Origin of the sequence: Streptococcus sp. XMC (assembly GCF_021341835.1) — a bacterium.
In the GTDB taxonomy this organism is placed as follows: Bacteria; Bacillota; Bacilli; order Lactobacillales; family Streptococcaceae; genus Streptococcus.
In genome coordinates this window covers 252,429-271,224 of sequence record NZ_JAJTNQ010000002.1, presented here as the reverse complement: position 1 = coordinate 271,224, position 18,796 = coordinate 252,429, and the positions used below count along the sequence as shown (strand labels likewise).

19 protein-coding genes and 1 pseudogene are annotated in these 18,796 nt (G+C 44.7%); 16 read left to right on the top strand and 4 right to left on the bottom strand.

All coding sequences use genetic code 11. The annotated features are described in order from the left end of the window. Nucleotides 1–50 precede the first annotated feature (50 nt). Nucleotides 51–1,739, bottom strand: a complete 1,689-nt coding sequence (gene argS / locus LXO72_RS06140) for an arginine--tRNA ligase (RefSeq protein WP_154857032.1) — start codon at nucleotides 1,737–1,739, stop codon at nucleotides 51–53. Nucleotides 1,740–1,841: 102 nt separating this feature from the next. On the opposite strand from argS, the gene argR reads away from it, so the two are divergent. Both argR and mutS read left to right on the top strand, forming a co-directional pair. Continuing rightward, nucleotides 1,842–2,285: an arginine repressor gene (argR, locus tag LXO72_RS06135; RefSeq protein ID WP_048691892.1), complete on the top strand. Its 444-nt coding sequence runs from the start codon at nucleotides 1,842–1,844 to the stop codon at nucleotides 2,283–2,285. Nucleotides 2,286–2,391: 106 nt separating this feature from the next. Continuing rightward, entirely contained in the window at nucleotides 2,392–4,935 is a 2,544-nt protein-coding gene (gene mutS / locus LXO72_RS06130; RefSeq protein WP_154857037.1) for a DNA mismatch repair protein MutS, read from the top strand. Nucleotides 4,936–4,967: 32 nt separating this feature from the next. On the opposite strand, the gene LXO72_RS06125 is transcribed toward mutS, so the two are convergent. Both LXO72_RS06125 and LXO72_RS06120 read right to left on the bottom strand, forming a co-directional pair. Further along, a complete protein-coding gene (locus LXO72_RS06125; protein WP_233331830.1) occupies nucleotides 4,968–5,426 on the bottom strand; it encodes a DUF3021 domain-containing protein in 459 nt (152 codons plus the stop codon). Then, nucleotides 5,423–5,859, bottom strand: a pseudogene (locus LXO72_RS06120) (LytTR family DNA-binding domain-containing protein). The gene LXO72_RS06125 and the pseudogene LXO72_RS06120 overlap by 4 nt, the downstream one beginning before the upstream one ends. 253 nt (nucleotides 5,860–6,112) lie before the next feature. Between LXO72_RS06120 and mutL the strand changes: the two are divergent. From mutL to LXO72_RS06100, 4 genes are read left to right on the top strand one after another with little or no spacing between them, the layout of a single operon-like run. Further along, the gene (mutL, locus tag LXO72_RS06115; RefSeq protein WP_154857043.1) at nucleotides 6,113–8,062 is read left to right on the top strand and encodes a DNA mismatch repair endonuclease MutL; all 1,950 of its coding nucleotides are present in this window, start codon (nucleotides 6,113–6,115) and stop codon (nucleotides 8,060–8,062) included. Between the two features lie 20 nt (nucleotides 8,063–8,082). Beyond that, nucleotides 8,083–8,676, top strand: coding sequence for a Holliday junction branch migration protein RuvA (gene ruvA, locus LXO72_RS06110; RefSeq protein WP_154857045.1), 594 nt, complete (start codon nucleotides 8,083–8,085; stop codon nucleotides 8,674–8,676). A gap of 9 nt (nucleotides 8,677–8,685) precedes the next feature. Next, on the top strand, nucleotides 8,686–9,246 hold the full coding sequence (locus LXO72_RS06105; RefSeq protein WP_233331829.1) for a DNA-3-methyladenine glycosylase I: 561 nt from the start codon (nucleotides 8,686–8,688) through the stop codon (nucleotides 9,244–9,246). 1 nt (nucleotide 9,247) lies between these two features. Continuing rightward, nucleotides 9,248–9,922: a CPBP family intramembrane glutamic endopeptidase gene (locus tag LXO72_RS06100; RefSeq protein WP_233331828.1), complete on the top strand. Its 675-nt coding sequence runs from the start codon at nucleotides 9,248–9,250 to the stop codon at nucleotides 9,920–9,922. Between the two features lie 44 nt (nucleotides 9,923–9,966). On the opposite strand, the gene LXO72_RS06095 is transcribed toward LXO72_RS06100, so the two are convergent. Further along, nucleotides 9,967–11,004 carry a S66 family peptidase gene (locus LXO72_RS06095; protein WP_233331827.1) on the bottom strand — a complete coding sequence of 346 codons (1,038 nt, stop codon included), beginning with the start codon at nucleotides 11,002–11,004 and terminating at the stop codon, nucleotides 9,967–9,969. Nucleotides 11,005–11,362: 358 nt separating this feature from the next. Between LXO72_RS06095 and LXO72_RS06090 the strand changes: the two genes are divergently transcribed. The 10 genes from LXO72_RS06090 (at nucleotide 11,363) to LXO72_RS06045 (ending at nucleotide 18,764) form a co-directional block, all read left to right on the top strand. Further along, nucleotides 11,363–12,631: a competence/damage-inducible protein A gene (locus tag LXO72_RS06090; protein WP_233331826.1), complete on the top strand. Its 1,269-nt coding sequence runs from the start codon at nucleotides 11,363–11,365 to the stop codon at nucleotides 12,629–12,631. A 47-nt stretch (nucleotides 12,632–12,678) separates the two neighbouring features. After that, nucleotides 12,679–13,821 carry a recombinase RecA gene (gene recA / locus LXO72_RS06085; RefSeq protein WP_125335103.1) on the top strand — a complete coding sequence of 381 codons (1,143 nt, stop codon included), beginning with the start codon at nucleotides 12,679–12,681 and terminating at the stop codon, nucleotides 13,819–13,821. Between the two features lie 87 nt (nucleotides 13,822–13,908). Continuing rightward, nucleotides 13,909–14,307, top strand: a complete 399-nt coding sequence (spx, locus tag LXO72_RS06080) for a transcriptional regulator Spx (RefSeq protein WP_006595399.1) — start codon at nucleotides 13,909–13,911, stop codon at nucleotides 14,305–14,307. Nucleotides 14,308–14,489: 182 nt separating this feature from the next. Continuing rightward, complete coding sequence (locus tag LXO72_RS06075; RefSeq protein ID WP_233331825.1) at nucleotides 14,490–15,083, top strand: SP0191 family lipoprotein; 594 nt, start codon at nucleotides 14,490–14,492, stop codon at nucleotides 15,081–15,083. Nucleotides 15,084–15,094: 11 nt separating this feature from the next. After that, entirely contained in the window at nucleotides 15,095–15,646 is a 552-nt protein-coding gene (locus tag LXO72_RS06070; protein WP_233331824.1) for an SP0191 family lipoprotein, read from the top strand. Nucleotides 15,647–15,788: 142 nt separating this feature from the next. After that, nucleotides 15,789–16,055 (top strand): IreB family regulatory phosphoprotein, encoded by a 267-nt coding sequence (locus LXO72_RS06065; RefSeq protein ID WP_006597020.1) that lies wholly within the window; start codon nucleotides 15,789–15,791, stop codon nucleotides 16,053–16,055. Beyond that, nucleotides 16,055–16,474 (top strand): Holliday junction resolvase RuvX, encoded by a 420-nt coding sequence (gene ruvX, locus LXO72_RS06060; RefSeq protein WP_023027379.1) that lies wholly within the window; start codon nucleotides 16,055–16,057, stop codon nucleotides 16,472–16,474. The genes LXO72_RS06065 and ruvX overlap by 1 nt, the downstream gene beginning before the upstream one ends. 16 nt (nucleotides 16,475–16,490) lie before the next feature. Further along, complete coding sequence (locus LXO72_RS06055) at nucleotides 16,491–16,796, top strand: DUF1292 domain-containing protein (RefSeq protein ID WP_233331823.1); 306 nt, start codon at nucleotides 16,491–16,493, stop codon at nucleotides 16,794–16,796. Nucleotides 16,797–16,972: 176 nt separating this feature from the next. Then, nucleotides 16,973–18,220 (top strand): bifunctional folylpolyglutamate synthase/dihydrofolate synthase, encoded by a 1,248-nt coding sequence (locus LXO72_RS06050; RefSeq protein ID WP_233331822.1) that lies wholly within the window; start codon nucleotides 16,973–16,975, stop codon nucleotides 18,218–18,220. A 121-nt stretch (nucleotides 18,221–18,341) separates the two neighbouring features. Next, nucleotides 18,342–18,764, top strand: a complete 423-nt coding sequence (locus LXO72_RS06045; protein WP_233331821.1) for an SP_0198 family lipoprotein — start codon at nucleotides 18,342–18,344, stop codon at nucleotides 18,762–18,764. Nucleotides 18,765–18,796: the final 32 nt, after the last annotated feature.

The window sequence follows — 18,796 nt, the reverse complement described above, 5'->3', positions numbered from 1 at the left end:
TCCTCTCACCCCTAAAAGAGATGGTTTCCTATCAAAAAGTAAGGAAGATATTACATTTTATCAGGTGCTTCAACACCCAATAGACGAAGCGCTTCTTTCAAGACTACTGCTGTTGAGTAGCTAAGTGCAAGACGACTATCACGTTCTGGGCTTTCATCCAAGATACGTGTGTGAGCATAGTACTTGTTGAAGGCTTGAGCCAAGTTGATGGCATATTTAGCGATCAAAGATGGGTCATAGTTTTCAGCAGCACGTTTCACGACACGAGCAAAGTCTTGGAGAAGTTTGATGATTTCCCAGCTTTCTGGGTCGTTCAAGCTGTATGTTGCATCTGCAGATGGAGTGAAGTTGGCTTTGCGAAGGATGGATTGGATACGTGCGTATGCGTATTGAACGTACGGTCCAGTTTCTCCTTCGAAGGATACCATGGCTTCAAGGTCAAAGTCATACCCGTTGCGACGGTCTGTCTTCAAGTCGTAGAACTTAACGGCACCAACACCGACTGCATGTGCCACTTCTTCCTTGTTTTCCAATTCAGGATTCTTTTCTTCGATCTGAGCTTTGGCACGAGAGATGGCTTCTTGAAGAGTTGGTTCGAGCAGGATGATATTTCCTTTACGAGTTGACAATTTTTGGCGGTTCTTTGTAACCAAACCAAAGTCAACGTGGATCATATCGTCGCTCCAGTCAAATCCCATTTTCTTCAAAACAGCTTTCAACTGACGGAAGTGGTTGGATTGTTCTTGACCTACAGCATAGATGTTTTTCACAAAGTTGTAAGTCCGTGCACGATAGATAGCAGTGGCGATATCACGCGTGATATAAAGAGTGGCACCGTCTGATTTCTTAATCATAGCTGGTGGAAGGTTGACGTCATCCAACTCAACGATGCTAGCTCCCTTAGACTCTTTCAACAAGCCTTTTTCTTCAAGGATTTGGACAGCTTCATCCATCTTGTCATTGTAGAAAGCTTCTCCGTTTAAGCTATCAAATTCAACACCGAGGAGTTTGTAGATACGGTTGAATTCAACCAAGCTTTCGTCACGGAACCATTGCCACAATTCAGTCGCTTCTGGATCTCCATCTTCCAATTTCTTGAACCAGAGACGTCCTTCCTCATCCAAAGCAGGATCATTTTCGATTTCGGCATTGATGCGGACATAGAGTTTCAACAATTCATCGATTGGATTGGCTTCGACGGCTTCCTTGCTACCCCATTTTTTGTAAGCGACCATCAAGAGACCGAACTGTTTGCCCCAGTCTCCCAAGTGGTTGATTTTAATGGTATTGTAGCCCATTTTTTTATAGATGTTTGAAATAGCATCCCCGATAACGGTTGAACGTAGGTGACCAACTGAGAAAGGTTTTGCGATGTTTGGACTAGAAAGGTCGATAGTCACGTTCGCTCCTTGACCTTCTACTTGTTGTCCATAGGCTGCACCCGCTTGGATAACCGCTTTGATGACTTGATCAGAGATTTGTGATTTATCTAAGAAGAAATTTACGTAAGGACCAGTAGCAACGACTTTTTCAAAGTGAGAGGCATCGATTTTTTCCGCAATATCAGCAGCAATCGCTTGAGGAGCTTTGCGTTCGATTTTAGCCAAAGAAAAGGCAGGAAAGGCGATATCTCCGAGGTCTGAAGATTTTGGTTGCTCTAGTAAATTTAAGATAGTTTCTTGGTCTAAGCCTTCAATGACTTTTGCCAATTCACTTGCAATAAGTTCTTTATGATTCATAGTAGCTCCTTTGGTCTTTTGTTACTATTCTATCACAAAATTCGGCCTTTCTTCAAACTTTTTGGTATAATCAAAGTATAATTATTCAAAAGTGGAGCAAAAATGAAAAAAGATGAACGTCAGCTTTTGATTCGAGAAATTATTCAACATGAGAAGTTATCGACGCAAAAAGACATTCAAGACCGCCTAGATCAAAGAGGGGCGGGAGTGACCCAGACCACCTTATCCAGGGACCTACGAGAAATCGGTCTGATCAAGGTAAAAGAAAAGGGTGGCCTCTATTATAAATTAGCAGACGAACCAGATCGAACAGATATTTTTAGACTGATTGCTCAATATGCACAAGTGGTCTCGAGAGCGGAGTTTACATTGGTTGTTCGGACGGAGCTGGGAGAAGCGGCTATTTTAGCCAACGCAGTCGATGAGATTTTGGATGATCAAATCCTTGGTACCGTAGCAGGTGCCAATACCCTCTTAATTGTTTGCAAGGACCAAGAAGTAGCACAAACAGTCCAGCAGACCATTCTCCAACATTCTAGTCACTAGTCAAGTGCGAGGGACCAGTCCAGAAAGGGATCGGCCCTCCTTTTATGTCAGTTTAGAGTTGGAGTAAGCACTCAGAATAAATGCAATGATATAGAAAAGGAACGATATGGCAGCAGAAAAAATATCACCTGGCATGCAGCAATACCTAGATATCAAAAAAGACTATCCGGATGCTTTTTTGCTCTTTCGGATGGGGGATTTTTACGAGCTCTTTTATGAAGATGCCGTCAATGCAGCACAGATTTTAGAGATTTCTTTGACCTCTCGGAATAAAAATGCAGAAAATCCAATTCCCATGGCTGGAGTTCCCTATCATTCGGCCCAGCAGTACATCGATGTCTTGATCGAAAAAGGCTACAAGGTAGCTATTGCAGAGCAGATGGAAGATCCCAAGCAAGCCGTCGGTGTGGTCAAACGGGAAGTGGTCCAAGTCATTACTCCGGGGACCGTTGTCGATTCGACCAAGCCAGACAGCGCCAACAACTTCCTGGTAGCCTTGTCTCATGATGAGACGGCCTATGGCCTTGCCTATATGGACCTAGTGACCGGAGAGTTTCAGGTAACCAGTCTGAATGATTTTGCCATGGTCTGTGGGGAGATCCGCAACCTGCGGGCACGGGAGATTGTCCTGACCTACTCCTTGTCAGAAATGGAAGAAAGAGTCCTTCTTGGCCAAATGAACCTCTTGCTCTCCCCTATTTCAGAAGTGGCGGAGGATGTCCAACTTTTAGGGGCTGAATTGACTCATTTGGAGAGAATAGCGGCAGGAGGCCTGCTCCAATACGTCCAGGAAACCCAGAAGCGGGAACTCCACCATATCAAGCCTGCCCATCACTATGAAGTCCGCGATTTCTTGCAGATGGATTATGCGACCAAGGCGAGTTTGGACTTGACAGAAAATGCTCGGACTGGCAAAAAACATGGTAGCCTCTACTGGCTCCTAGATGAAAGCAAGACAGCTATGGGAGGGCGTCTCTTGCGGGCTTGGATCCAGAAGCCTTTGATGGACCGCCATCGGATCGAGGAGCGCCAAGAGATTATCCAGGTCTTCTTGGACCATTTCTTTGAGCGAAGCGATCTGGCAGATCGTCTCAAGGGTGTCTATGACATCGAGCGCTTGGCCAGTCGGGTTTCCTTTGGTAAGACCACTCCCAAGGACCTCTTGCAGTTGGGCGAAACCCTGCGTCATGTTCCCTTGATCAAATCGCTCTTGGTCGAGATGGGCGAGCCGGTGCTAGACCTTCTCATTGATCAGTTAGATGAGCTACCAGAGCTTTGCCGTCTCATCGAAGCTGCCATTGATCCGGATGCCCCGATTGTTCTAACAGAAGGCAATATCATCCGTACCGGCTTTGACCCAACTCTGGACCAGTACCGTGTCGTCCTTCGAGAAGGGACTGGCTGGATTGCAGAGATTGAAGCTAAAGAACGGGAGGCCAGTGGCATTACTGGACTTAAAATTGACTACAATAAAAAAGATGGCTACTATTTCCATGTGACCAATTCCCAATTATCCCGTGTGCCAGCTCATTTCTTCCGCAAGGCAACCTTAAAAAATTCTGAGCGCTTTGGGACAGAAGAACTGGCTCGGATCGAAGGAGAGATGCTAGAAGCTCGGGAACAGTCGACTAGTCTAGAGTATGCGATTTTCCTACGGATCAGAGAGGAAGTTGGCAAGTACATTCAACGCTTGCAGTCCCTAGCCCAAGCTCTAGCAACGGTGGACGTCTTGCAAGGCTTGGCCTGTGTGGCTGAAAGACAACAACTGACCCGGCCGGTCTTCCAAGAGGCGCGTGATATCCGGATTGAGAAGGGTCGTCATCCAGTTGTTGAAAAGGTGATGGGAGCTCAAAGCTACATCCCCAACAGCATTTCCATGGATGAGACCTGTGATATCCAGTTGATTACGGGACCTAATATGAGCGGGAAGTCCACCTATATGCGCCAGTTGGCCATCATTGTCATTATGGCTCAGATTGGTTCATTTGTACCGGCTCAAGCGGCGACCCTCCCTCTCTTTGATGCCATTTACACCCGGATTGGGGCTGCAGATGACTTGGTGTCCGGCCAATCGACCTTTATGGTTGAGATGATGGAGGCTAACAATGCCATTCGCCAAGCGACTCCGGCTTCTCTCATCTTGTTTGATGAGTTGGGACGGGGGACGGCGACCTATGATGGGATGGCCTTGGCTCAAGCCATCATCGAATACATCCATGACCGGACAGGGGCCAAGACGCTCTTTGCCACCCACTATCATGAGTTGACCGACTTGGAGCAGACCCTATCTCGCTTGCGCAATGTCCACGTCGCCACCTTGGAGAAGGATGGCCAAGTGACCTTCTTACACCGGATCGAAGAGGGTCCAGCGGATAAATCCTATGGGATCCATGTGGCCAAGATTGCAGGTCTGCCAAGCGATCTCTTGAAGCGAGCGGATGCAATCTTGAGTCAACTAGAAGGCCAAAGCCAAGAAGTGCCAATGGCGACTCCAACACAGCAATCCTCTCCAGAGCTTGGAGAACAGCTATCTCTGTTTGCAGCAGATGCTACTCACCCAGTACTAGAAGAATTGAAGAATCTTGATATCTACAACATGACCCCGATGGAAGTCATGATGGCAGTTGCTGAGATGAAAAAGATAATTTAAAAAACAGTTCATTTGAACTGTTTTTTTATTCCTCAGGCTTTCCCTTGTAATTGACGGTTGATCTCGTCTACTTTCTTTTTGTTGAGGTAGTAAGAGACAGCCCAGACGATGAGATAAACCAGGCTAAACTCTATAATGACGGAGATGTAGAAGCTGATTTGGAATGGGAACCAGCCTCCCAAGGTTGCTAAGGGTAGGAAGCCAAAGAGCATCAAGAGGTAGTGGCTGACGGTTGCACGAAGCAAGCTCCAATCCTTGGTGAACAGGCTGCTTCCCAAGCTAAAGAGCAGGCCGATACCAGCCCAAATGAAGAGGCAATAGAGCATGACTAAAGATCCATGCACTTCATGGGCTTGCATCCATTGGCCAACAGCTGAGCTAGGACTGAGGGGCATATAAGTGGAAGGTGAGTATAGGAAAGAAAAGAGGATGGAGAGGATGAGACCGATTAAGATCCCTTTTAGAGCGTTGGTAAAATGGTTTTTCATCATGAGAGTTTCTCCTTAATAGCTTTTAAATAGCGACGAGATGAGTAAGTCATCTGTCCGTTTTTGAGATAGATTTGAACCGATCCGCTGCTGGTAAAATGCAGGTGATCGATTTCTTTGGTATTGATAATTTCAGATTGGGAAATTTTTAAAAAGTAGATGGGCAAGTCTTGAGAGAGTTGGTAGAGGGGACCGGTGAGGATGAAGTGGTCATCCTTTGTTTCCCCAACGACTTGACGGCTTTCAATATAGAACCGATGAAACAAGTGAGTCTCTACAAGATAGGTTTCGCCCTCCTTTTTCGCTCGCAAGCGTTCCTTTTGGTCCAATTCCTCAATGAACTGTTGGACTTTCTGGATGCGTTCGCTAGTTTTTGCCCTGTGATGGCTACGCCTTCTTCTTGAAAATGGGGGTCAATGGTAACTGTTACTTTCATACATATCCCTTCTAACATATTGACGTCAGGTAAGCGATCCGCTAGCAGGACTTCTTGCTTACAAGTCTATTAAACACTTTTTCAGGTCTCAAGACAAGGCTTTTCGCATATTCGGTCAGTTTGTCTGTTTATCTGGTCAAAGGGTAGTGTCTCTAGTGGAGCTAGGGCACAAGGTTTTATAAAGGGAGGCCTTCCTTGGAGATATGGTATAATAGTTCTACCTATGCGCGTATAAAACATAAGAGGGGAAGCTATGTCACAGATTATTGAATTACCAGAAATTCTAGCCAATCAGATTGCTGCCGGTGAAGTCATCGAGCGCCCTGCTAGTGTGGTCAAGGAACTGGTTGAAAACTCCATCGATGCGGGGGCCAGTCAGATTGTCGTAGAGATCGAAGAAGCCGGCTTAAAGACCATTCAAATCACGGATAATGGACAAGGGATTGCCCATGAGGAAGTGGAATTAGCTCTTCGTCGCCATGCGACTAGTAAGATCAAGAGTCAAGCCGACCTCTTTCGTATTCGGACCCTAGGCTTCCGTGGCGAGGCCTTGCCGTCTATTGCCTCTGTCAGTGTCATGACCATCCTGACAGCTCAGGAAGGAGCTAGTCATGGGACCAAGCTAGAGGCTAAAGGGGGCGAAATTACTTCTCTTGAGCCGGCGACTAGCCCTGTGGGGACTAAAATTACAGTTGAGGACCTCTTTTTCAATACACCAGCTCGCCTCAAATATATGAAGAGCCAACAGGCAGAGTTGTCCCATATCGTCGACATTCTCAACCGCTTGAGTCTGGCCCATCCAGAGATTGCCTTTACCTTGATCAATGACGGCCATGAAATGACACGGACAGCAGGGACGGGGAATCTCCGCCAAGCCATCGCAGGAGTCTACGGGCTCGCTACCGCTAAGAAAATGGTTGCCATCGAGACAGGTGATTTGGACTTTGAAGTGTCGGGGTTCGTCTCTTTGCCAGAATTGACCCGGGCCAATCGCAATTACATTAGTCTCTTTATCAACGGCCGTTACATCAAGAATTTCTTGCTCAATCGGGCCATCTTGGACGGCTACGGCAGTAAACTCATGGTCGGACGCTTCCCGATAGCGGTCCTCAATATTCAGATTGACCCCTATCTAGCGGATGTCAATGTCCACCCGACCAAGCAAGAGGTGCGCATTTCCAAAGAACGAGAACTAATGGCCTTGATCTCCCAGGCCATTGTCTCCGCTTTGAAAGAGCAGGATCTGATTCCAGATGCCCTAGAAAATCTAGCCAAGTCAACGCTTCGTCGAACAGAAAAGCCAGTCCAGACCAGCCTCCCTCTAAAAGAAAATAGCCTCTATTACGACCGAGACAAAGGAGACTTCTTTGTCCGTCCAGAGGTTGCAGAATCCCAACCAAGTGGTGAATTGACCCCAGAGCAAACGGTTCTCTTTGCCCCAGAAGAGGAAAAGCAGGAGGCCAAATCACCAGCCATCAAATTCGCGGAGCGAAAGGCGCCTCAGTATGATCAACTGGACCACCCAGAGTTGGATCTAGCTAGTCTAGATAAGGCTTATGACAAGTTGGAAGGGGAAGAACATTCGACCTTCCCAGAGTTGGAATATTTTGGTCAGATGCATGGCACCTATCTCTTTGCCCAAGGCAATGGGGGCCTCTACATCATTGACCAGCATGCGGCCCAAGAGCGGGTCAAATACGAAGAATACCGGGAGAGCATCGGGGACGTGGACGGCAGTCAGCAACAGCTGCTGGTACCTTATATCTTTGAGTTCCCTGCAGATGATCTGATCCGCCTGCAACAGCGCAAGCACCTCCTAGAAGAAGTGGGTGTCTACTTAGAAGAATACGGAGTCAACCAGTTGATCTTACGGGAGCATCCGATCTGGATGAAGGAAGAAGAGATCGAGTCGGGTATCTACGAAATGTGTGACATGCTCCTCTTGACCAAAGAAGTGTCCATCAAGAAATACCGGGCTGAGTTGGCCATCATGATGTCCTGCAAACGCTCCATCAAGGCCAACCATACACTGGACGATTACTCTGCACGCGATCTGATCTACCAACTGTCCCAATGTGACAACCCTTATAACTGCCCTCATGGCCGTCCGGTTTTGGTTAACTTTACCAAGTCAGATATGGAAAAGATGTTCCGACGCATTCAGGAAAATCACACCAGTTTACGGGAATTGGGCAAATATTAAACAAACAATAAAGGAATCTTATGTACGAATACATTAAAGGAATTTTAACGAAAATCACCGCTAAATACATCGTGGTGGAAACGGCTGGGATCGGCTATCTCTTGCATGTGGCCAACCCCTATGCCTACTCTGGTAAAATGAACCAAGAGGTGCAAGTTTATCTGCACCAAGTGGTCCGTGAAGATGCTCACCTTCTCTATGGCTTTGCGACTGAAGAAGAGAAACAGCTCTTTTTAAACTTGATCTCAGTCTCTGGGATTGGACCTGTCTCAGCTCTGGCTATCATTGCTGCAGATGACAATGCAGGCCTTGTCCAAGCCATCGAAAGCAAGAACATCACCTACTTGACCAAGTTTCCAAAGATCGGCAAGAAAACAGCCCAACAGATGGTGCTGGACTTGGAAGGTAAGATCAATCTCGATCTAGAAGATGCACCGGCTCAGACAAAAGCTAAGGCGACAGAAGAGAACCAAGCCTTGGAAGAAGCCATGGAAGCCATGTTGGCATTGGGCTACAAGGCTACGGAACTAAAGAAAATCAAGAAATTCTTTGAAGGAACTTCAGATACTGCTGAAAACTACATCAAATCTGCCCTGAAGATGTTGGTCAAATAGGAGATTTCTATGCCAAAACGCTGTGGTTGGGTCAAAATGACCAATCCATTATATATAGCTTACCATGATGAAGAATGGGGGCGGCCCCTACATGATGACCAGGCCCTTTTTGAGTTGCTCTGTATGGAGACCTATCAGGCTGGACTATCTTGGGAAACGGTACTCAATAAACGGCAGGCTTTCCGTGAAGCTTTTCATGGTTACTGCATTCATCGTGTCGCAGATATGACGGATGAAGAACTGGAATCCTTGTTAGACAATCCAGCCATCATCCGCAATCGTGCCAAGATTTTTGCGACACGAGCTAATGCCCAGGCCTTTTTGCAAGTCCAGGCTGAATTCGGCTCTTTTGATGCCTATCTCTGGTCTTTTGTTGAGGGGAAAACCATCAACAATGATGTTCCGGATTACCGGCTGGCTCCTGCGAAGACAGCTCTTTCCGAGAAGCTTGCTAAAGATCTCAAAAAGCGGGGTTTCAAGTTCACTGGACCTGTCGCTGTCTTGTCCTATCTACAGGCTGCAGGCCTGATCAATGATCATGAGAATGATTGTGACTGGAAGGGAAAGTGAAATGAAGTCTAATAAAAATAAGGAAGTTCTGATTTTTTCGATTCTCTATACAGTCCTCTTTGTCTTTGATGGTATACGAGTATTTGATGCTCCATTGCCTTCTTCTTCAGGGACTTATTTGGTCTATACCATCATGTTTGTGTATGGTTGCTTCTTATTTAAGTCCCTATTGCTCCAAAAGTGGGAAGAGGTTAGAAATTCTAAAAGGAAATTTATCTTTGGCGTCTTAACAGGATGGCTCTTTCTTATTCTGATGACTGTTGTCTTTGGCTTTGTATCAGAGATGTTGAAGCAGTTCTTTGGGCTAGACGGACAAGGTCTAAACCAGTCGAATATTCAAAGCAGCTTTCAAGAGCAACCAATACTGATAGCGGTTTTCGCCTGTATCATTGGACCTTTGGTGGAAGAGCTCTTTTTCCGTCAAATTTTATTGAGATATTTAAGGAAAAGTCTACCAACTTGGCTGAGTATCTTAATAGTCGGATTTGCCTTCGCTTTAACCCATATGCACAGTTTGTCTTTGTCAGAGTGGGTCGGTGCAGTCGGATACCTAGGTGGTGGCCTTGCCTTTTCTATTATTTATGTGAAAGAAAAGGAGAATATTTACTATCCCCTACTTGTTCACATGTTAGGCAATAGCCTATCCTTTATTATTTTAGCTATCGGTAGTATGTGATGAAAATGCTAGTAACGATACTGAAAAAAGCTGAGAATTCTATCTCAGCTTTCTTTGTTATAGTCAAAGCGAATGACTTGCTCTGTTGCATCTACATGGGCGTGGACTCCAAAGGGAACAATCGCTCTTGGAGTTGCATGACCAACATTTAGATTATAGACAATCGGGATATTGCTATCAATGAAATCCAATAGTGCCTCTTTATAGTCGTTATAGAAAGTTTCATCCATAGGTTTTCCGACTAATAGTCCATTGATGACCTCGAATATACCAGTTTCCTTTAAAGTCCGCAACATCTTTTTGAAGTCTTCAGGATTAGGCTTTTCTTCGCTGGTTTCTAGCAGTAGGATCTTTCCTTCCCAGTCGGATAAGTCAGGGAAAAGATTGTATTTTTGGCAGAGGTCTGTGCTATCTGCGTGTAGAGAGTTGTCAAAAATATCATAGAGAGACTCAAGACAACCACCGAGGATTTCTCCCTCAAACTGAGCATTGCCTTGTAACAAGTCAAAACCTGTATTTGCATGGCTGACACGAGGTGTTCCCAAGGCTTTGGGACTAAAATCAGTCCGTTCCTCGTACCAAACGTTACTAGGGCGAATTTCTGAGATTTTTCCAGTCTCAATCAATTCTTTAAAGTAGTGGCGGCTATATGGCAACATTTCTTTGTCTAACTCACAAATGTCTGCTAGAAATGATTGGCCGTAAAAAGTCTTGATTCCTAGTTTATGCAACATGAGATGGTTCATGGTCGTATCCGAGAAACCGAGAAAAATCTTTGGTTTGATAACCTTTTGTAGTTGGTCATTTTCAAAAAGATAAGGTAGCAAGCGATAGGTATCGTTTCCACCAATGGCGCATAGGATCATGTCGATGCTATCATCAGAAAAGGCCTGAATCAAATCCTCTGCACGAGCTTCAGGATGTTCTTTGATAAAATCTAAGCCTTTTAGCGAATGAGGTAGAAAGATAGGATTGAGTCCGAGGTCCTTGAGACGTTGAATACCCAAGTCCACTTCGTGCTTGACAAAGTCTTCACCCATAGTCCCACTAGATAAACTTATAATACCAATAGTAGAAGTCATATATTATCCTCCTAAAAATAAATTGATGCTATTGTATCATAAAAAATGATAGGAAAATATAAGGAATAGCGTTAGAGATACGATTTTATGTCAATAAAGCAATATAAAAATGACCGCTCGATGTGCTTACTTCAGAATATAGGCAAGCCCTTTTAGAAGTTGGTTACCACGTAGTTAAATCTCTTAGGAATATTGATGTAACGGAATTTATAAGAGTTTTTTTACTTTATAATACTCTAAAAGAAACAGATTGAAGAAAGTTACCTAAAATGAACTTTTTCTTCAATCTGTTTTTAAAATAATTTAGGAAATTGTGTTACAATGAAGAAAAATTACGAATAGTATAAGTGGAGGCGTTATGAAAGCAGAGATCATTGCAGTGGGAACCGAAATTCTCACAGGACAGATTGTCAATACCAATGCGCAATTCTTATCAGAAAAGTTGGCCGGTCTAGGGATCGACGTTTATTTCCAAACTGCAGTTGGGGATAATGCCGATCGTCTCTTATCTGTTCTTGCGATTGCGCGTGATCGAAGTGATCTCGTCATCCTCACGGGAGGCCTCGGACCGACCGAAGACGATCTGACCAAGCAGACTCTAGCCCAGTTTTTGGGTAAAGATCTGACATTTGATCCAGAAGCAATGGCCAAGTTGGACCGTTTCTTTGCCAGTCGGCCAGACCATGTTCGAACTCCCAACAATCTGAGACAAGCTCAAATAGTAACAGGCTCAACACCGCTCCAAAATCTGACCGGTTTGGCAGTGGGAGGACTAATCGAAGTAGAGGGCGTTAGCTACGTGGTCTTGCCTGGTCCCCCTAGTGAATTGAAACCTATGGTCAATGATGAGTTAGTGCCTCTTCTAGCAACAGGAGAAAAGCTCTACTCACGCGTCTTGCGCTTCTTTGGGATTGGGGAAAGCCAGCTGGTAACCGTTCTAGCCGATGTGATTGATGGCCAGACTGATCCGACGGTGGCTCCTTATGCCAAGACCGGAGAAGTGACCTTGCGCTTGTCGACCAAGGCCGTGTCACAAGAGCAGGCTGATCAGAAATTGGATCGGTTGGAGCAAGTGATCCTCCGTCATGAGACTTTGGATGGTCAAGCCTTGAGCCAGCTCTTCTATGGCTATGGAGATGACAATTCCCTAGCCAAGGTTGCTTTTGAACTCTTGCGCGAGAGAGGTTTGACCCTAACCGCAGCAGAGAGCTTGACGGCCGGGATGTTCCAGTCGACTCTGGCTAATTTTTCAGGAGCCTCGGCAGTCCTACCAGGAGGTTTCGTCACTTACAGCATAGAGGAAAAGAGCAAAATGCTCCAAATCCCCCTAGCTGAGTTGCAAGAACATGGAGTGGTCTCTGCCCATACAGCTGAGCGGATGGCAGCGCAAGCCCGTCTCTTAACAGGGGCCGACTATGGAGTCAGTCTGACAGGTGTTGCTGGTCCAGACAGTCTAGAAGGCCACCCAGCAGGGACCGTTTTTATTGGAATTGCAGGTCCTAAAGGAGTCCAATCGATCAAGGTCAATATCGCTGGCCGGAGTCGTATGGATGTTCGTAAAGTTGCAGTCCTTCATGCCTTTAATCTGGTACGCCGGACTGTATTATTAGATGAAAATTTGCTATAATGATAAGAAGCTTGTATAGCATTACGCTTTGAATATAGGAGAAAAGAATGGCGAAAAAACAGAAAAAATTAGATGATATCTCTAAGAAATTTGGAGATGAGCGTGAAAAAGCGCTCAATGATGCCCTAAAGTTGATTGAAAAAGACTTTGGTAAAGGATCCATCATGCGTCTGGGCGAACGCGCAGAGCAAAAAGTTCAAGTCATGAGCTCAGGTTCCTTGGCTCTTGATATTGCCTTGGGTGCTGGTGGTTATCCAAAAGGTCGGATCATCGAAATCTATGGTCCAGAATCATCTGGTAAAACAACCGTTGCCCTCCATGCAGTAGCGCAAGCACAGAAAGAAGGAGGCATTGCTGCCTTTATCGATGCCGAGCACGCTTTGGACCCATCTTATGCTGCAGCTCTTGGGGTTAATATTGATGAACTCCTCTTGTCTCAACCAGACTCAGGAGAACAAGGACTTGAAATTGCTGGTAAATTGATTGACTCTGGTGCCGTTGACTTGGTCGTTATCGACTCTGTTGCTGCCTTGGTCCCACGCGCAGAAATCGATGGTGATATCGGTGATAGCCACGTTGGTTTGCAAGCTCGGATGATGAGCCAGGCTATGCGTAAGCTCGGAGCTTCGATCAACAAGACCAAGACCATTGCTATCTTTATCAACCAATTGCGTGAAAAAGTTGGGGTCATGTTTGGGAATCCAGAAACCACACCTGGTGGTCGTGCCCTTAAATTCTACGCTTCTGTTCGTCTAGATGTTCGTGGAAATACTCAAATCAAAGGGACTGGGGACCAAAAAGATACCAACGTTGGTAAGGAAACCAAGATCAAGGTTGTGAAGAACAAGGTGGCTCCACCGTTCAAAGAAGCCATGGTTGAAATCATGTACGGGGAAGGAATTTCACGTACAGGTGAATTGCTAAAAATTGCGACAGATCTTGATTTGATCCAAAAAGCTGGTGCTTGGTATTCTTATAACGGTGAGAAGATTGGCCAAGGTTCTGAAAATGCTAAGAAGTACTTGGCAGACCATCCAGAAATTTTTGATGAGATTGACCACCAAGTGCGCGTGCGCTTCGGCTTGATCGATGATGACACTGCTGTAGTTGCACAAGATGAAGTAGCTGAAAGCCCACTTCTTGAAGAAGTAACACTAGATCTCGATGATGCTATTGAGATTGAAGAGTAATTTTTTTCAAAATAGGTCGAAAGACTGATGGTTTTTATGGTATAATATACTACAATGTTATTATCGTGTGGCGAAAGGAGTGCATGCATGATTAAAATTTACACAGTTTCAAGTTGCACGAGTTGTAAAAAAGCCAAAACTTGGCTAAATGCTCATCAGTTGATCTATAAAGAACAAAACCTTGGTAAAGAAGGGATTACAAAAGAAGAATTACTCGATATTTTGACCAAAACAGAAAATGGCATTGCAAGTATCGTTTCTTCAAAAAACCGATATGCTAAGAATCTAGGTGTCGATATTGAAGATCTCAGCATGAATGAAGTCATCGATATCATCTTAGAAACACCACGAATCTTGAAAAGTCCTATCCTAGTGGATAACAAGCGACTTCAAGTTGGTTATAAGGAAGATGATATTCGCGCCTTTTTACCACGTTCTGTACGAAATGTTGAAAATGCGGAGGCTCGCTTAAGAGCAGCCCTATAAGAAAAGTAGCCAATCATTGAGCTACTGAGAAGAGTCGAGATGTCAAGGTCTCGACTTTTTCTTTTGTATCTGGCCAAAGAATCCACGAAAAAATGGTTGTAAGAATGTTTTTGCGGGGCATTCTATGGTACAATACTTCTGTGGGGAAAATCCCTTTCTAGAAGCTTATCAAAGGAGAAAACATGAAAAAGAAGCTTATTTGTCTAGGAGTCTTGCTCCTGACGCTGACAGCTTGTGGACAGAAGAAACATGGGAAAACCGATTCTTCCAGTGTTCAAAAATCCAACAGTGCTAAAATTGAATCGTTCAATAAAGAAAATCGAAATCTGTTAGAGAAGGCAGAAGAGCAGCAAGTCTTTACCAAACATTTTGTTCTTCCAACAGATGAGAAAGGTATTCGTCAAGAGCAGGCCATCACCTATCAAGGGGAACAATTACAAAAATTGGTCATGACCAATACCACTCCTGCTAGTGATGAATTAAAAAATGCCATTCAAGAAGTTGGCCTCGAAGAAGCCCAACGATTGATGGTGGAGTCGATGGACAAGGACGAACAACTCCAACAAGCACGGACTCTTCCAGGCTTTACCATTGAACTGACCGTCCCAAATGAAAATGAATACAAAACGGTCATCACCTATGATTTTACCCAGTTGGATACTAAAAAAGCGGTTGAGTTAGAGTACTTCAAATCGGCTAATATTGCAGATTTGTTGAAATTGACACCAACAGAATATATGAATAATCTACTCCGTAATGGAGCAAAAGAAGAATAAGGAGAAAAAACATGAAAAAATTTCTATTACTAGTCGTTGCTGGATTGCTTATCTTGGCAGGTTGTGGGAACTCTCAATCAAAAGGGGGCAAGTCCTTATCGAAAGATAGCGTCGTTACTCGGACCTTTAAGATTAACAGAGATGTCAATGAGGCTGACGAGGTAGCCAAACAGGAAATTACAGTAACCGTATCCTACCAAGGTAAGAAATACAAAAAAGTTTCCATCAAACTAGCGACTCATGTGTCGGATGAATTCAAAGATGAAGTCAAGAAATTGATCGATGCTGAGGATGATAAAGAAGGTGCCAAACAAGCCTTGATCGAAGGATACGAAGGTGAAGGTGGCATTGATGAATTGAGAGACTACGATGGAATCACTGTGACATCAGATTGGACAGGTGAAGCAATGATCTCTGAGATTGAGATTGATCCTGATAAAGTAGACTTCGATGACATTAAAAACAGCGAAGACTTGGGAGAAATTTGCAAAATGATCAAGACCTACTCTCCAACGCTCTTCATCAAAAACTTGGAAAAGAATGGCTTTAAAGAAGTAAAATAAAGTCATTGAAAAAATGTAGCAGATTGCTTTCGAAAATAAGTGATGAAAAGTCCAAGAAAGCCCGTAAAATCAATAATTTTCGTTTGAGAAAGTATGGAAATTATGATATAATAGTATGAATATAAAGAAAGAGGGTGGTATTGTGGGATTTACAGACGAAACAGTACGTTTTAATCTTGACGATTCAAACCGTAAAGAAATTAGTGATACATTAAAGGATGTCTACTTATCTTTGGATGAGAAGGGCTACAATCCAATCAATCAAATCGTTGGTTATGTACTCAGTGGTGATCCTGCTTATGTACCTCGTTATAACAACGCTCGCAACCAAATTCGTAAGTACGAACGAGATGAAATTGTTGAAGAATTGGTTCGTTACTACTTGAAAGGGCAAGGGATCGATCTCTAATGAGAATTATGGGACTAGACGTTGGCTCGAAGACAGTCGGAGTAGCCATCAGTGATCCATTAGGTTTTACCGCTCAAGGTCTGGAGATTATTCAGATTGATGAGGAGAAAGGAGAGTTTGGTTTTGACCGTCTCTCTGAACTGGTGAAGGAATACCGGGTTGATCGCTTTGTCGTTGGTTTGCCGAAAAACATGAACAACACAAGCGGTCCTCGAGTGGAAGCGAGTCAAGCTTATGGAAAGCGCCTTGAAGAGTTATTCAACTTGCCGGTTGAGTATCAGGACGAGCGTTTGACGACCGTTGCCGCAGAGCGGATGTTGATTGAGCAAGCGGATATCAGCCGAAATAAGCGAAAAAAAGTAATTGATAAATTAGCTGCCCAGTTGATTTTGCAAAATTATTTAGATCGAAAATTTTAGAAAAAGAGGAAATAAGATGGCACACAATCATGACCACAACCATGACGAACGCGAATTGATTACATTGGTAGATGAGCAAGGGAACGAAACTTTGTTTGAAATCCTTTTGACCATTGATGGAAAAGAAGAATTTGGTAAAAACTATGTTCTTTTGATTCCTGCAAATGCAGAAGAAGATGAAAACGGTGAAGTAGAAATCCAAGCCTACTCATTTACTGAAAACGAAGACGGAACAGAAGGCGACCTTCAACCAATCCCAGAAGATTCAGATGATGAATGGAACATGATTGAAGAAGTCTTCAACAGCTTTATGGAGGAGTAAAAATGTTCAGTGAACATTTTTACCCCAACTCCTAGAATCTAGAAAGAGTTGGAACATCCAGTGGATGTTTTTAGCCCAGCTTCTAAAAATACTGGAAGTGAAATAAGAAACCAAAGAAATAGGGGAGCGTGAGCCAGCAAAAAGGCTTGATCGCTCTTTTCTTTTAGGAGAAAGAAATGAATCAAATTGAAGAATGGATGAATAGTCGAATTGGACTCAATTTTCGTTCAGGCTTGGGGCGGATGCAACAGGCTGTAAAGCTCTTAGGGGACCCTCATAACGCTGTTCCGATGATTCATGTGACGGGGACTAACGGGAAGGGATCAACCATTGCTTTTATGCGCCAACTATTCCAACAGCATGGCCTAAAAGTCGGGACCTTTACTTCTCCGCATATCGTTAGTATGCATGATCGGATCTGTATCAATGGGCAACCAATTTCGGATCAGGACCTGATTCGCTTGGGTCAGAGCATTCAAGCAATGGAGTCTCAGCTTCTCGAGACCCACGACCAACTCTCTTACTTTGAGATCATCACCCTCTTGGCCTTTTTGTATTTCCATGAGCAAGAAGTCGACTTGGCCTTGATCGAGGTTGGGATCGGAGGCCTCCTTGATACGACCAATGTCATCACAGGAGAGGTAGCAGTGATCACCTCGGTAGGGCTGGATCACCAGGAGACCTTGGGAGGAAGTCTAGAGGCCATTGCTACGCAAAAAGCTGGGATCTTTAAAGCCGGGAAGCCGGCTGTTATCGGTCCACTTGCTGAAGAGGCCGAGCGAGTCTGCATAGAAAAGGCCCAGGCAATCGGCTGTTCGCTAGCTCGCTATGGAGAAGATTTCCAACTGGTGAAAGGCGTCTTCCAAGATGGGCAACATCGGTTTGACTCACTAAAAATTGGGCTCAATGGAGCTTATCAGGAAGAGAATGCGGCGGTGGCTCTCGAAGCCTTTCTCCTTTTTATGGAGCAGAGAGGTCTGGCGGTCGATGAAAACGGTGTTCGGGAGGCTTTGCAAGCGACTAGCTGGCCGGGTCGTCTGGAGAACTTTGACCAAGGCGTCTATCTAGATGGCGCCCATAATCCCCATGCCATCCATCGCTTGGTCGAATATGCCCGTACCTTTTCAGATAAGCGCGTGAAGATCCTCTTTGGTGCTTTAAAACGCAAGGATTACCAAGGGATGTTGGAGATCTTTGCAAGCGACTTGCCGGAGGCGGACTTGACGGTGACGACCTTTGCTTATGGGGAAGTGGTCCAAGAGGCGGATGGCTTAGGCTATCCTTATGTAGCAGATTTCAGAGATTATTTGCAAGACTTTTATAGCCGACAAGATGGTCAAGAGGTGCTCTTTGTCACTGGCTCTCTCTACTTTATTTCCGAAGTTCGCGCATATCTATTAGAGCAGGGAAAGAATCCTTTATAGGCAACAACTCTCATCGGCCAGTCATAAAGATTGACCCAAAACAGGCTCTATCGTATACTAAAGGTGAGCCACAAATGAACGGGGAAGTCCGTTGAAAAGTTGGCGCGAAAGGAGACCATTCATGGCAAAGAAAGTAACTGCTTTATTAGCAATAGCTACAGTCCTCCTACTTGGAGCTTGTTCGAATCAGCAAACACCATCGCAACCGAACACGTCATCAAGTGCGACGACCACAACGGCAACTTCTTCTCAACAGACAACGACTAGTCCGCAGGTAAACCAAGCAGGTCTTGACGGAACCTATATGGGAATGGATGAAAGCGATCAAGTGACGCTCGTCATCGCTGGTGATTCAGGTACTTGGACGGCTGTAGAGGCAGATGGAGAGCAAGAGCTGAAACAAGTCAAGCTAGATGCTGCCAACCAGATCCTCTTTATCGGAGATGATGGCTACCGCTATCAACTGGAGGGGCAACAACTGACCCTGAAAGAAGCGGATCAAGACTTGAATGATCAGGATACAATCGTTCTGACCAAGCAATAAATTAGTAGAAGTGAGAGTGGGACAGAAATCGG